Source organism: Paenibacillus taichungensis (assembly GCF_047302525.1).
Classification (GTDB): Bacteria; Bacillota; Bacilli; order Paenibacillales; family Paenibacillaceae; genus Paenibacillus; species Paenibacillus taichungensis_B.
Map to the genome: position 1 here is coordinate 786,862 of NZ_CP168020.1, position 14,981 is coordinate 801,842.

General features: G+C 39.7%; 10 protein-coding genes. 9 read left to right on the top strand and 1 reads right to left on the bottom strand.

Translation table 11 applies throughout. The features are described 5' to 3' along the window. The first annotated feature begins 17 nt into the window (after nt 1–17). From ACDJ58_RS03570 to ACDJ58_RS03600, 7 genes are all read left to right on the top strand, one after another. Nucleotides 18–1,184, top strand: coding sequence for a WXG100 family type VII secretion target (locus ACDJ58_RS03570; RefSeq protein WP_413375561.1), 1,167 nt, complete (start codon nt 18–20; stop codon nt 1,182–1,184). Between the two features lie 18 nt (nt 1,185–1,202). Beyond that, on the top strand, nt 1,203–1,691 hold the full coding sequence (locus ACDJ58_RS03575; RefSeq protein WP_413375563.1) for a hypothetical protein: 489 nt from the start codon (nt 1,203–1,205) through the stop codon (nt 1,689–1,691). Between the two features lie 88 nt (nt 1,692–1,779). Further along, entirely contained in the window at nt 1,780–2,442 is a 663-nt protein-coding gene (locus tag ACDJ58_RS03580; RefSeq protein WP_413375565.1) for a hypothetical protein, read from the top strand. Nucleotides 2,443–2,665: 223 nt separating this feature from the next. Beyond that, on the top strand, nt 2,666–5,803 hold the full coding sequence (locus tag ACDJ58_RS03585) for a DUF3427 domain-containing protein (RefSeq protein ID WP_413375567.1): 3,138 nt from the start codon (nt 2,666–2,668) through the stop codon (nt 5,801–5,803). Between the two features lie 370 nt (nt 5,804–6,173). Continuing rightward, nucleotides 6,174–7,745 carry an N-6 DNA methylase gene (locus tag ACDJ58_RS03590; protein ID WP_413375569.1) on the top strand — a complete coding sequence of 524 codons (1,572 nt, stop codon included), beginning with the start codon at nt 6,174–6,176 and terminating at the stop codon, nt 7,743–7,745. Then, nucleotides 7,729–8,985 carry a restriction endonuclease subunit S gene (locus tag ACDJ58_RS03595; RefSeq protein ID WP_413375571.1) on the top strand — a complete coding sequence of 419 codons (1,257 nt, stop codon included), beginning with the start codon at nt 7,729–7,731 and terminating at the stop codon, nt 8,983–8,985. Before ACDJ58_RS03590 ends, ACDJ58_RS03595 begins: the two co-directional genes overlap by 17 nt. Beyond that, entirely contained in the window at nt 8,982–12,131 is a 3,150-nt protein-coding gene (locus ACDJ58_RS03600; protein ID WP_413375573.1) for a type I restriction endonuclease subunit R, read from the top strand. Before ACDJ58_RS03595 ends, ACDJ58_RS03600 begins: the two co-directional genes overlap by 4 nt. A gap of 231 nt (nt 12,132–12,362) precedes the next feature. On the opposite strand, the gene ACDJ58_RS03605 is transcribed toward ACDJ58_RS03600, so the two are convergent. Continuing rightward, nucleotides 12,363–12,704, bottom strand: a complete 342-nt coding sequence (locus ACDJ58_RS03605) for a helix-turn-helix domain-containing protein (protein ID WP_413375575.1) — start codon at nt 12,702–12,704, stop codon at nt 12,363–12,365. Nucleotides 12,705–12,845: 141 nt separating this feature from the next. On the opposite strand from ACDJ58_RS03605, the gene ACDJ58_RS03610 reads away from it, so the two are divergent. Together ACDJ58_RS03610 and ACDJ58_RS03615 are read left to right on the top strand one after the other, a co-directional pair. Continuing rightward, nucleotides 12,846–13,361 carry a hypothetical protein gene (locus ACDJ58_RS03610; RefSeq protein ID WP_413375577.1) on the top strand — a complete coding sequence of 172 codons (516 nt, stop codon included), beginning with the start codon at nt 12,846–12,848 and terminating at the stop codon, nt 13,359–13,361. Between the two features lie 578 nt (nt 13,362–13,939). Further along, complete coding sequence (locus ACDJ58_RS03615) at nt 13,940–14,974, top strand: WXG100 family type VII secretion target (protein ID WP_413375579.1); 1,035 nt, start codon at nt 13,940–13,942, stop codon at nt 14,972–14,974. The last annotated feature ends 7 nt before the right edge of the window (nt 14,975–14,981 follow it).

The window sequence follows — 14,981 nt, forward strand, 5'->3', positions numbered from 1 at the left end:
TTGGCGGTGAAGACGGAATGCAACGAATCGAGATACATCCCGATGTATTAGAGGAAAAAGCCCGGTTGGTCCAGCAAAAGAAACTGGAACTGGAGCGGATGGTACGGGAACTAGAAAAATCAATTTATCTGTTGCAATCGGAATGGTCGGGTGTGACGGGGGAACGTTTCTTTTGGGATTTTATGCAGTTGAAAGAAGTTTTCCCTGCCACACTGGGTCTTTTGGATAAAATTCAGAATGAATTTATTTTTATAGCGAAGAATTTTAGAACAGCGGATGGTTCGGGTGAGGTTGCTCTATATATACCTGAAGAACTGAAACGAAATTTCGGTGTTGGACTGCTCGACAAGTCGATTGGAGAGACCGTAACTGGAATTGGACAGACAGCAGAGGCGCTCTTTTATGACCCATTCGGTACAGTGACCAGTGTGGCTTATGCTATGACCTTGGGTAGAGTGGTCGATGTTGGGCGAGGCATTAAGTTTGCTTGGGATGCAACCTGGGGAAACGGAACAGCCAGGTCTGATGTAGGCCAATTTGTAGAAGAGCAGAAGAAACAGGTGGATGAGAGTGGGGCTGGGTACTACAGTGGCTCTGTGATGGGGCAGGTATTGGCCTATGCTTTTGTTGGCAAGGCACTTCGTTCGGTGGAGAATAAGCATAGCGATCTGGGAGGATCGAGTGGGGGTAAGCCGGAGCCTGTAAAGGGAAATGATATTCCAAGAGATCTAATTAAGCCCAGTGGATCACCTAATCCAGAAGCCTTACCAAGTGGACCGAGAACAAAAATTCCGAATAATGCGGATAAGGCGACTAAACAGTCTTTAGAATTAGAAAATGGTGCTGCTGATCAATTGGCGAGAAGTGGATATAGAATTGAACAGAACCCAAAAGTTCGGGATAGTGATGGAATTGATTCCAACAGAGATCCCGATTTTAGAATTGAAGGGCGTATATTTGACTGCTATGCACCAACTGAAAATAAAGGTATTAGAGGTATTTGGAGTGAGGTTCAAGAAAAGGTTGTGATTAAACAACAAACCAAGAATGTGGTGATTAATTTAACAAAGTGGTCTGGAGATGACGCTTCGTTGCTTAAGCAATTTAAAGAATGGGAAATCCAAGGTCTAGAAGAAGTTATCGCAATTAAAAAGGATGGTAAGATCATATCGGTATTCCCTTAAAGTAGAGGAGAGAAGTCTATGGAATATTCACTGAAGTTGAATGGAAAACAAGATGCGTTTTGGTTGAAAAAATTAATTGAAAGTAAAAATTTTGAAGTGAATTATATGAACCGAAAACACAATTCATTGTCCATTGATGAGTTTGATCTAAGAGGCGGTTTGAAAATAGCTGCTTATGATAATAATTTTCCGCCTGATCATCCAGCAGCATCTTATGAAACGATGTTTCAAGAAGAGGATTTTATTTATCAACAAACAATATCTTATGAATTGGAGAATAACCAGCAATATGAATTATGGTATAAAACAATGTATGAAATTTCTTTCGCTATAGTAGAATCACTTAAAGTAAATGGCGTATTCTATCACACTTCTGGAGAAGAGATATTTTTCTTTAAAAACGGAAAGTATACGTTCAACGGAACATATCTTGAATTACTCCAGATGCATTACGGAGAACTTCTTGAAAATATCGAGTATTCGGTTTTTACGAAACCTCACAACTGAATTACAGATAAATAATGCATAAAGGCACTTCTACCAGACAAATGTAGAGGTGCTTCTTACTATTAAAAACCTAGGAGAACAAATTGCCATGATATTAAAGAAACGATTTGTAATGATTGGATGCTGCGTTGGATTTGTATTCTTACTTGTTCTAACCTATAGCTTTTATAAAGAAAAAAGAATGTATGAACAGTATCTAACGATGAATGTCCGCCAAGATATCATTGATATGAAAAGTGCGATTATAAATAATGACATTATATTTAACCGAATACTTAAGAATGAAATAATAACAAACGAGATGGTTGAGGATGGAGAACAAGCCAGCCAGCTCTATTACAACTTTACAGATATGACGCAGATTATGAATAAGTATAACTTGATGAATCTAAGTTTCAGCGAAGAAGCCAACTGGCTGGTAAAACCCGCAGCATTATTTACAAACGACTTCAGCCAAGATGACATTTTGCCACCTACGCTTCACCGTATGCGAATGACGTTCGAGAGGCTGGATATAAGCAGTTATCCTGTAACAGCTGAACTTAAAGCCAGAATCGAGGAGTACCAGCAGTTAAACCATCGATGGCTGAACGTTGTAGGGGACTTTGAATCCACGGAAATCAACGAGAACGATTGGCCCCAAATCTTGAATGATCTGGAGCAAGAGACCCAGAGTTATTTTCAAGAAAAAAATGTTGAATTTGTCGATGATGACGTTTGGAGAGAGGCTTTGAATCCAAGGTACAAATGATGAAGAAGAGTCAATTGATACTAGATATGCTTTGCATCCAAAGTGGAGTGCTCCTGCCGTTCATAGGCAATAGAGAGTGCTCTTTTTTATATACAAACAACTAATGAATTTTCTCCCATGCTGGACGATAATAGAGTAGAGACCATATTTACCAATACCAAGCAATATGAAATGATATCACTTACATATCCACAACCATCCTACACCCACACGAGGTACATTCATGAAACAAGGCATATATGAACAGCTTATCAACACAATCACCAGACAGGAGATTTCGGCGCTGGACCCGGATGTGTATCACATTGGCACCGAGAAGTTGGATGCAGAGGAAGCGCGCAAGCTGCTGTCTACATATTTGGCGGCCGTGACCCGGCGAGCGCTCAAGATTGTACGGGAACAGACAGAAGATAAGACAGCAGTGTTGGCACAGATCCGAACGTGTAATGAGATTATTGCTACCCTGAAAGGCACGCTTGGGGAAGAAGAGTACAATGAATTGCAACTGGATGAGCAGGGGGAAGTACTGACCCATGTGTATTCCAAGCTGAACAGCATTCGAGCGGTCCGGGATAGCAAAATCGTTCGTCCTGATACGCCAATCTCCCAAAGTTCATTATTCACAGGCGCGAAGTCCGAGCCGAGTATGTTATTGGAGTTGCAAAAGGAGATCGTGACAGCCGATCGGATCGACTGGTTGGTGTCATTTATCAAATTTAGCGGGCTTCGCCTGCTGCTGGAACAGCTCCAGCAATTCACGGCGAGTGGCGGGAAGCTGCGGATCATCACAACTACATACATGGAAGCAACTGACCTTAAGGCCATCACTGAACTTAGCAAACTGCCCAACACGGAAATCCAGATTTCCTATGATACCAAAGTGACTCGGCTGCACGCCAAAACGTACATTTTTCACCGCGATACCGGATTCACCACAGCCTATGTGGGATCCTCTAACCTGTCCAACCCAGCGCTGACCAGTGGTATGGAGTGGAACCTCAAGTTAACGGAGAAGGATTCACTCGACGTACTGCGCAAGATTGAGGCGACCTTCGAGAGTTACTGGAATGACCGCGAATTTACGCGGTACGTTGCTGAAGATGAGGGACATGAGGCACAGTTGAAGGCGGCTCTGAATCGCAAAAAAGATCAGTCCAACCACTTTCACCTCGACATTCAGCCTTACGATTACCAAAAAGAAGTGCTGGAACAGCTTCACGCCGAGCGTACGCTGTACGGACGAACCCGCAATCTGATCGTCGCCGCCACAGGCGTTGGCAAAACAGTCATTTCAGCCTTCGACTACAAGCGATTCTGTGCAAGCCATGCGGGAGCCAAGCTACTTTTTGTCGCCCATCGGGAAGAAATCTTGAAGCAAAGCCGAGATACGTTCCGGTATATCCTGAAGGATATGAACTTTGGCGAGCTGCATGTCGGGAATCATCGAGCAGAGGCGCTGGATCACCTGTTTGTTAGCATTCAGAGTCTTAACTCCATGAAGCTGACGGAGGTCACCAGCCGAGGTTATTACGATTACATTATCGTGGATGAATTCCACCATGCCGCTGCACCTTCGTACCAGAAGCTGTTGTCCCATTACGAACCGAAGATTTTGCTGGGACTCACCGCCACGCTTGAACGGATGGATGGCAAAGACATTACCGCCTACTTCGATCATACGATTGCCGCCGAGATCCGTCTGACTGATGCGATTGATCGGAAGCTGCTCAGTCCGTTTCAATATTTTGGCGTCACCGATACCGTCGATCTATCTCAGGTGAAGTGGTCGCGTAAAGGCTACGACCTGAACGAACTGGAAAAGCTCTACACGCATAACAAAATCCGTGCCAACCAGATCATCCAAAGTCTGAACAAATACGTAACCGATCTGGACGATGTGAAGGGGCTTGGTTTCTGCGTAGGGGTGGATCATGCGCTGTATATGGCAAAAATATTTAACGAAGCCGGCATTCCTTCCATGGCCCTGCATGGTGGGTCAATCGAACAGGAACGTCATTCTGCGAAAGGACAACTGGTGAACGGGGAACTGCGCATGATCTTTGTAGTTGATCTGTACAATGAGGGCGTGGATATCCCTGAGGTGAACACCATCCTGTTCCTGCGTCCTACCGAGAGTCTGACTGTATTCCTGCAACAGTTGGGACGTGGACTACGGATGGCGGAGGGCAAAGAGTGCCTGACCGTGCTCGACTTCATCGGGCAAGCGCATCAGGAGTACAGGTTCCAGGATAAATTCCGCGCCCTGATTGGCGCTACCAAACATTCCATTTCGTACTATGTTGAGAACGGCTTCTCGAACCTGCCTCGCGGCACGTTCATTCAATTGGAAAAGCAAGCGAAGGAATACATTATGCGCAACCTCAAGCAGATGAGTCGTAATCGCAAAGCGTTGATCCAGAAGCTGCAAACGTTCCAGCAAGACACCGGACTGCCGCTGACCTTGGCTCATTTTGTAGAGCATCACGGGATGACACTATATGAATTGTATGGTGGACGTACGGGCAAAAGGTATTTCCGTGGCATGTTGGCCGAAGCCGGACTGACAGAGCCAATCGAGGGTGAGCAAGAGGAATATATCCGCAGACTGCCGTCTGTGCTGACGATCAACGCCCGAAGCTGGCTGACGTTCCTGATTGACTATATCGAAAAAGGTAAAGAACCAACGACCACCGATGAACGGCGCATGTTGATTATGTTCTATTACACCTTCCATCGGGCTGCGCCTGAGAAACTAGGACTGAGCAGCATCGAAGAGGGTGTGCAGCGTGTGCTGTCTTGTGAAGCATTCCGAGCAGAGCTTGTGGATATTTTCAAATATAATCTGGCTCATCTGCGATTTGTGGATAAAAGTAATTCGTTCCCGTACACTTGTCCACTGGATATCCACTGTATGTACTCGATCGACCAAGTGCTTGCCGCCTTTGGTTACTGGAACGCTGAGCAATCACCCGCTTTCCGTGAAGGAGTGAAGTATTTTGCCGATGAACAGACCGATATCTTCTTCATTACACTGAACAAATCGGACAAAGATTTTTCACCATCCACACTGTACGAGGATTATGCGATTAACGAGCGTTTATTCCATTGGCAGACTCAGAGCCGGGTGTCAGAGCATACGGCTACCTCGCAGCGTTATATTCATCATCGCGAGACAGGCAACCGGATTGCTTTGTTCGTGCGGGAGTATAAGGAGGAGCATAACTATACGTCTCCATTTGTATTCCTAGGCGAGGCCGATTATGTGAGTCACGAGGGGAACAAACCGATGAGCTTTGTATGGCGACTGCGGGAAGAGATGCCTGCGAAGATGGTGGCGGTGGCGAATAAGTGTATTGTCTGATTAATTGGGAACAGCCAGGAATCGAAGCAATTGTTAGTATAATTTGCATAATGGATAATTCGGTTAAATAGTACTATAGTGGTGTAGGTAAACCTAAGGACCCAGAAGAAAAGAAATGGTTTGATTCCACAGATTATTTCCTTGTATCCAGTGGTTCTGCGGAAGCAGATCAAGTGATTTTTTTAAAATATTAAACAGCCGGAATTATTAGGGAGGACCTGGAACAATCAAGAACATTCATGTCTGTCACGATTTCAAAATCAATTGGATATATTTGTGAATCGTACTCTAAATTATATCTAAGTTTTTGTAACACATTTTAATATAAATTCAATATTCAATCGAATTGAAACAAAGAGGAGAATATATAATGGCTGCAAAAAAAAAAACAAAACAAAAAAGTATCGAAGAAACCCTTTGGGATTCCGCGAATAAGCTGCGAGGTTCGGTTGAGTCATCTGAATACAAGCACGTTGTTTTGGGGCTTATATTCCTGAAATTTGCCAGTGATAAATTTGAAGAACGTAGAGAAGAGTTGATTTCCGATGGTAAAGAAACATATATAGATATGGTAGAATTCTACACAATGAAGAATGTGTTCTATTTGTCTGAGATTTCCCGCTGGAGTTTTTTGGTAGAGAATGCAAAGCAAGAGGATATTGCCTTGAAAATCGATACTGCACTCTTTACTGTGGAAAAAAACAATCCTTCTTTAAAAGGGGCGCTACCTGATAACTACTATTCAAGATTGGGTCTTGATGTAAGTAAACTGGCTTCCTTAATCGATACGATTAATAATATTGATACTCTTAAAGACAAACAACAAGACATTGTTGGACGTGTTTATGAATATTTTCTTAGCAAGTTTGCACTGGCAGAAGGAAAAGGTAAGGGGGAGTTCTACACTCCTAAGAGCATTGTTAACCTCATTACAGAATTACTTGAGCCATACAAAGGTAAAATCTATGACCCTGCTTGTGGCTCTGGCGGTATGTTTGTTCAATCAGTAAAATTTATTGAATCTCATCATGGAAATAAAAAAGATATTTCTATTTACGGACAGGAATACACTGCAACAACTTACAAATTGGCTAAGATGAACTTAGCGATTAGGGGCATATCTGCGAACTTGGGTGATATGGCTGAGGACACTTTTTTCAAAGACCAACACAAGGATCTGAAAGCTGATTTTATAATGGCAAATCCTCCATTCAATCAGAAGCAGTGGAGAGCAGATGATGAATTAACGGATGACCCTCGCTGGGCGGGTTATGATTTGCCGCCTACAGGAAACGCAAATTATGCCTGGATATTAAATATTGTTTCTAAATTATCTGAGAATGGTGTAGCTGGTTTTTTGCTGGCTAATGGTGCGCTGAGTGGAAGTGGAGATGAGTATAAAATACGCAGAAAGTTGATTGAAAACAAGCTAATTGAAGCTATTTTAGTACTACCACGAAACTTGTTTTATGCGACAGACATTAGCGTAACCCTTTGGATACTAAATAAAAATAAAAAAGCCCGCTCGATAGATCATAATGGAAAACTAAAAAAATTTCGTAATCGCGTCAACGAGATCCTATTTATGGACTTAAGACAAAAAGGTATTCCTTTTGAGAAAAAATACACACAGTTTTCTGATGAAGATATTAATGAAGTAACAAAGACATACCATAATTGGCAACAAGTTGATTATGAAAAAACTTATCAAAACACTGCGGAGTATTGTTACAGCGCAACGCTAGAAGAAGTAGAAAAAAAGGATTTTTCATTGGTACCTAGTAAATATATAGAGTTCGTTAATCGTGATGAAAATATTGACTTTGATGAAAAGATGGAATTACTGCAATCAGAATTTATTGAATTACTGAAAGCTGAAGAAAATTCTAAAAATGAATTACTAACGGTGTTTAAGGAGCTAGGGTATGAAATCAAATTATAAGCGACTTGGAGACTATATTCACAAAGTTGACAATCGAAATACAGATCTAAAAGTAACTAAATTATTGGGGCTAAGTATGACGAAAGAATTTAGAGAAACTACTTCGAATACTGTGGGCACAGATATGTCTATTTATAAAGTAATGAGCAAATGGCAGTTTGCTTGTGATTTTATGTCCGTGATTCGGGTTTACAAGTTGCCTGTTGTTTTAAAAACAGATGATGAACCCAATTTGGTGTCACCCGCTTATCCTGTTTTTGAAGTTAATGACACAAATGAACTTCATCCTGAATATTTAATGATGTGGTTTCGTAGAACAGAGTTTGACAGATATGCTTTTTTTAAATGTGACAGTGCAATTCGTGGAGGATTTGATTGGGTAGAACTTTGTAATACAACTCTCCCTATACCCTCCATTAACAAGCAAAAGGAAATTGTAAAAGAATACAATGTGCTAGTGAATAGAATAAACCTAAATTATCGCCTTATACAAAAAATAGAAGAAACTGCACAGGTTATTTACAAACATTGGTTTGTTGATTATGAATTTCCAGATGAAAACGGAAAGCCCTACAAATCCAATGGAGGAGAGATGGAGTTCAATAAAGTATTGAATATCGAAATTCCAAAAGGGTGGGAAGTTGAGAGGTTGGGTGATCTTATTGATTATAAAAAAGGATATGCATTTCAATCCAATGATTATATTGAAAAAGGTGTACCAATAGTTCGTGTGTCTGATTTTAAAGATAAATCTATTGATATAACAAGTTGCTATTATATAGCTGAAAATCAAGCTCAAGAATATTCCCAATATAAATTAAAGACAAACGATATTATCATTTCAACGGTGGGTTCTTGGCCAAATAATCCATTATCAATTGTCGGGAAAGTTGTTATCGTACCAGAATTGGCCAATAATTCATTATTGAATCAAAACGCTGTGAGATTACGATCAAAAAAAACAGGGAATTTATTCCTTTACTATCGATTAATCGAAAAAGATTTTTCTGATTTTGTCATATCGGGAGCACAAGGAAGTGCAAATCAAGCAAGTGTAACTTTAGAACATTTGTTCAATTTCAACATTACAGTCCCATCTAGTAAAGTTGGTTCTAAACTAGAATTTATTTTCAATATATTGAATGAAAATATTATGATTAAAAGAAAAGTGAACTATTTTCTTGAGTCCCTAAAAGATATTTTACTATCCAAGCTTGCAACATTGGAGGATAACCTATGAAATTCACAGAAGAATCCCTAGAGCGTGCGGTAATAGAATTATTTGAATCTGAAGACTATAAGCATCAAAATGGTATGTGTATTCACAAGGAAATAAGTGATGTGCTTCTTCGTGATGATATCAAAACTTATCTACTCGACCGCTATTCTGATGATGAGATTACGAATAATGAAATAGATAGTATCATCCGCGAAATGGAAGTACTGCCTTCTTCCGCATTATACGATAGTAACAAAGCAATTATCAAAATGATCTCCGACGGTTTTATATTCAAACGAGAAGACCGTAGCAAGAAAGACTTGTTTATTCAATTGATTGATTTTGAAGGATTAGAGAACAATCTATACAAAATAGTCAACCAATTAGAAATACAGGGTTATGAAAAACGTATTCCTGATGCTATTGTGTACGTGAATGGCTTGCCATTAGTAGTATTAGAATTTAAAAGTGCTATTAAAGAAAACACTACTATTAAAAATGCTTTTACTCAGCTTACGGTTCGATACCGAAGGGATATTCCAGAGTTATTCAAATACAACGTCCTCTGTGTTATTAGTGATGGTATAAATAACAAAACCGGCTCATTATTTGCTCCATATGATTTCTTTTATTCTTGGCGCAAAATAGAGGGTAATGAACCCTTGGATAAGGACGGTATTGATTCACTTTTTACAATGGTGAAAGGTTTGTTTAACCAAAAACGTTTGATGGATGTAGTTCGCCATTTTGTGTATTTTCCCGATACGAGTACTAAAGAAGAAAAGATAGTTCCTCGCTATCCACAATACTATGCTGCCAACAAATTGTTTGAAAGCATTAAACGAAATATGAGACCACAAGGGACTGGGAAAGGTGGTACTTATTTTGGAGCGACAGGGTGCGGTAAGAGTTTCACCATGCTTTACCTCACAAGATTATTGATGCGAAGTGTATACTTTCACAGCCCTACTATTGTCCTTATAACAGACAGAACTGATTTGGATGACCAGCTTTCAGGTCAATTCACTAACGCTAAGGGCTTTATTGGTGATGACCAAGTAATAAGTGTAGAGAGTCGCGCCGAATTGAAAACATATTTACAAAAAAGAAAAAGTGGTGGGGTCTTCTTAACTACCATTCATAAGTTTAATGAAGACATCGACCTGCTAACTGAAAGAACAAATGTGATTTGCATTTCAGACGAAGCACACCGTTCGCAATTTAATCTTGACCAAAAAATAAAAATTACAAAAGATGGTGTGGAAAAGAAGTACGGATTTGCGAAACATTTACACGATTCGTTACCTAATGCCACTTATGTAGGTTTCACAGGAACTCCAATTGATGCAACAATGGACGTTTTTGGAGATGTAGAAGATTCTTATACAATGAAGGAATCGGTTTATGACGAAATAACCGTTAGGATCGTGTATGAAGGTAGAGCCGCTAAAGTGAATTTAAACGAGGCCAAACTAAAAGAAATTGAAGAATATTATAAAAAATGTGAAGCGGATGGAGCGAACGAACATCAAATAGAAGAAAGTAAAAAAGCTGTAACACAAATGGATGTTATTCTTGGAGACCCTAAACGATTGAAATTAGTGGCAGAAGACTTTGTAAAGCATTACGAGAAGCGAATTGAAGAAGGTGCAACCGTAAAAGGTAAAGTAATGTTCGTGGCCTCTAGCAGAGCGATTGCTTACGATCTATATAAACAGATAGTTGCCTTGCGTCCACAATGGGCAGAGATTAGAGAAAGTGATGAGGGCACAGTACTTACTGAAAAAGAGAAACAGGGAATAAAACCCATTGAAAAAATTAAAATGGTAATGACACGAGATAAGGATGATGAAGAAGAGTTATATAAATTGTTGGGTACAAAAGATTATCGCAAAGAACTAGATAGACAGTATAAATCCGAAAAGTCAAACTTCAAAATTGCCATTGTTGTTGATATGTGGCTTACTGGTTTTGACGTACCATTTTTAGACACCATTTATATTGATAAGCCTATTCAACAACATTCTTTAATTCAAACGATATCCCGAGTAAACCGTGTTTATGAAGGTAAGGAAATGGGCTTGGTTGTTGATTATTTTGGTATTAAGAGTAGTATGAATATGGCATTAAAAAGATATGCTGTGGTAGATGGTGAAAATTTTGACGGTACTGAAAAAGCAGTAGTTATTGTAAAAGACCAGCTAGACTTACTTGCGAGGATCTTCCACAGATTTGATAGTACTGCTTATTTTAAGGGAACGCCGTTACAACAACTCCAATGTTTAAACCAAGCAGCAGAATTTGCCCAGCAAACTAATGAACTGGAAAAACGATTCATTTCAATGGTAAAAAAGCTTCGCTCTGCATACAATTTATGTTGTTCCAGCGAAGATATCAGCCAAATTGAAAGAGACTATATACACTATTATTTTGCGATTAAATCTATCATTCATAAACTAACTGTAGGGGGAGCACCTGATAGTTCGCAGATGAACGAGAAAGTAAGACAGATGATACAGGAAGCATTGATAAGTGAAGGTATTGAAGAAATATTTAAGCTTGATAAAAATGATCCTAAGGATAATGTGGATTTATTCAGTGATGAATATATGGCGAAGATTGATAAGATTAAATTGCCAAATACTAAAATTAAGCTGTTGCAAAAATTGTTGGCGAGAGCAATAGAAGAATTCAAGAAAACTAATAGAATACAAGGGATTGATTTCTCAAAACGATTAAAGAAATTGATTGACCTGTATAATGAAAGAAAAGATTTTCAAGCAATGCAAAGTGATGTGTTGGATGATGTTGCAGACCAATTCGCAGATCTATTTGCAGAACTCTTGAACGAACGGAATTCTTTTAAAGATCTAGGAATTGATTTTGAAGAAAAAGCGTTTTACGATATTTTAAAAGCTATAGCGGAGAAATATAAATTTGAATACGCACACGATAAACTTATAAAGCTTTCGCAGGAGATTAAGAAGATCATTGACGACAAAGCTAGATATACAGATTGGGCACACCGTGACGACATCAAAGCAGAATTGAAGGTTGATTTGATTTTAACACTGGCCGAAAATGGGTATCCCCCAGTACCTAGAGATGAAATATTCAAAGAAATTTTTGAACAGGCAGAGAATTTTAAAAAGTATAGAACTGATTGAAGCGAAGATTATTAGCTCTCTTAATTATAAATCCTTGAGTTTATTGGTATTATTTAAATTTCAAATAAGCTACGGCAAGTACGCTTTATATGCTAAAAGCTTCGGGATATAGCAATTTCTCGAATTTCGGGAAACGAAAGTTATCTGAGTAACCACACCAAAGTTATTGTGAAAAACAAAGGCAAAGCAGCTAATAAGCTGCCTTGCCTTTGTTTTTTTATATGCTCAAGATCACTTTAATATTTCACGTATCACATTTTTGGTTAGATGAATACTCTCTGGGGAGGCGTCTCTCAACATGGATACAATTTCCTGTATGACTAATTCTGACTCTGTGAAGTGAAAGTCCTCATCGATATAAGCGAACAGTTGTATTAAGTTCACTTCAAGTGACTCAGCGATTTTCGCCAAGTTCACTAAAGAAACATTCTTTTCTCCACGTTCAATCTGCCCTATGTATGAAAAATGAAATCCACCTTTTTCTCCGAGGGATTCCTGTGAATACCCTCTTTCTTTGCGTAGTGCGCGAATTCTGGCTCCGACCAGCTTCAAAACTTCTCTGTCCTCGTTCATGGTATTCACCTCTCTATGTTCAAAAGTGTAGACAAGTTTCCTCAAGGTAAACACCAAACGAAGAATACAAATAATTTATTTGATTACTATATGAATCAATTTATTGTATAATACTGGTATTAACTCTTTGGAGGGATGACAATGGCAAGAAATTGGTCCATAACCGAAGCACATTGTAATCACCAAGTAGATTTTACCCCACGTTTGCAAGACCATGATATCTCCACACAACCTAGGTCCAAACACATTCCTGCTTACCATATGCTACGTACCACAATAATGGCCTATCACCAACATGCTAAGTATCATCTCAAACTTGCCGCCATCATGTGTAATCACAATCAGTTTAAAGCCTGCCTGATTCTATGTGATTGGTCTCTAGCCTCCATGATTAAGGCGCTCTATATCCATAAGTATCATTCAGTTCATCCACCCAAAGAACTCACCATGAATGAGATCTTGCCATTAGTGCATACGGACACTGAACTCGGATTGGATATTGCATTGTTCATCGGCACGATGCAACATATGTCATCTTTGGAGGATTGTCCACACGATCAGCCACTAAAACTAAACAACATCGAAAGTCTTATTCAACGAACGGAAGAGATATTGGATGATCTATCTGCACGTTTGATGAAGGATTCATCAGAGTAAGATGTTTTTTTAATTGATCATTTGGGTTAAATGTTTGATTTATCTATGTTACGCTTATAAGATGACATCATCCAAATAAAGGATATATGATGCAGAGAATACAAAGGATGCTCTTTGCTTTGCGTCTGGAAAGTAGGTGTACATTTTGAAAAGAGTGATTGCTATCGCGTTTTTTATATTATCTATATTGGAATTGGTTACTTTAATCCTAATCGGCAAAAGCATGATGCATGGGTATATGGAACCGAGTACGTTTAAAGGGATAATTTCATTTCCACTAGGCGCTACGTACCTCTCGATCTGGATGTTCTTTTCACGGCAAGAGTTTACCGGAGGACGAGTCGCGGCACAGATCAGTTTTACAGCGGCATTGTTGACGACGTGCCCGTTGGTGTGTTTGTTGATCATTTTCTATTAAATAAAGAGATTAAGAAGATTTCCTTTGAATTAGGACATATGAAGTACGTTGTTGGAAATATTGTTATGGTGAAAAAGGAAAAATCAGGATGTTAGAAGGATGTATATACATCAAGCTTCTGCTAACATGGTAAAATCCTATTTCAAACGCGGAGAATGATATGAGTACAATTAAAGTAACACCGGAGGAGCTGCTGCATATATCTAAACAGATTGAGCAAGGCAGGCAGCAGTTGGAAGGTATACGTAATGACCTGACTGCAAGGATCGGATTCATCCAGTCTCAGTGGGCGGGAGCGACGCAAGAACGGTTTTTCTATGATTTTCAGCAGTCACGTTCTGTTCTGGATCGAGCGCTGGAAAGTATGGTTAAGTCATCCCAAGATCTGTTCGCGATTGCCGAGAGATTCGACCAAGCAGATCAGGAACAGGTGAGCTTGGGAGCCGTTGCTGGACAGATTGCTGCCCATACAATGATGAACCATAATACAGGTAACCCAGAAGAGCAACGACGAATGGTATATAATCCTTTGTTTGGAGTTAACATGCCTGCCAGTGAAGCAGAGGATGGGATGCCAGGGCAAAAGGAGTTTGTTAAGTATTGGGAACAGGGTGGCACCTATGAAGAAATGAGAGCTGGACCGAAGCAACCGGAGTCTGGCGGTGGGGATATATATGATGAACAGATTAGTGCATTTAAGGAAGGTCATCATCCCGTAACTGGAGAATCCATACCAGCATGGCAAGCAGCAGTTTCTATAGGAGGTTTACAGACTGCTAAGCTAGTGTTGGCTTTTACAGGAACGTATAATAAGGGTTATAAGGTTCCGACTGGAGGATTGAAGTTTCCAAAGTCTAAGCTAGATAACTTGAATGGTGTAAACCCTGTGATATTTAACAGAGATACCGTTATTAGTTCTGCTACTGCTCCCAAAAAAGGTGGAGAAACCGTTGTAGGACATGCTTTGCAGAAACATGCAGGACGAAACCCAGATATATGGGGAAGAGTTAGAGGTGGGCCTGAACAAATTAATCAAGTAGCTCAAAAGCATTTACAGGATATACTTGATGCTCCAGGTGAATTTAAGAAAATTACAAATAATAGAGGTATTACTTTCCTCGAAAAGAATTTACCTGATGGTCGCGGAGTAAGGCTTAACCAAGATGGTTCATTCAAAGGATTTATCGATCAATGATGGAGGT

Coding starts and splice junctions, on each gene's coding strand:
- ACDJ58_RS03585 (WP_413375567.1), top strand. CDS start 2,666: ATGAAACAAGGCATATATGAACAGCTTATCAACACAATCACCAGACAG.
- ACDJ58_RS03610 (WP_413375577.1), top strand. CDS start 12,846: ATGGCAAGAAATTGGTCCATAACCGAAGCACATTGTAATCACCAAGTA.
- ACDJ58_RS03595 (WP_413375571.1), top strand. CDS start 7,729: ATGAAATCAAATTATAAGCGACTTGGAGACTATATTCACAAAGTTGAC.
- ACDJ58_RS03570 (WP_413375561.1), top strand. CDS start 18: ATGCAACGAATCGAGATACATCCCGATGTATTAGAGGAAAAAGCCCGG.
- ACDJ58_RS03605 (WP_413375575.1), bottom strand. CDS start 12,704: ATGAACGAGGACAGAGAAGTTTTGAAGCTGGTCGGAGCCAGAATTCGC.
- ACDJ58_RS03600 (WP_413375573.1), top strand. CDS start 8,982: ATGAAATTCACAGAAGAATCCCTAGAGCGTGCGGTAATAGAATTATTT.
- ACDJ58_RS03590 (WP_413375569.1), top strand. CDS start 6,174: ATGGCTGCAAAAAAAAAAACAAAACAAAAAAGTATCGAAGAAACCCTT.
- ACDJ58_RS03615 (WP_413375579.1), top strand. CDS start 13,940: ATGAGTACAATTAAAGTAACACCGGAGGAGCTGCTGCATATATCTAAA.
- ACDJ58_RS03575 (WP_413375563.1), top strand. CDS start 1,203: ATGGAATATTCACTGAAGTTGAATGGAAAACAAGATGCGTTTTGGTTG.
- ACDJ58_RS03580 (WP_413375565.1), top strand. CDS start 1,780: ATGATATTAAAGAAACGATTTGTAATGATTGGATGCTGCGTTGGATTT.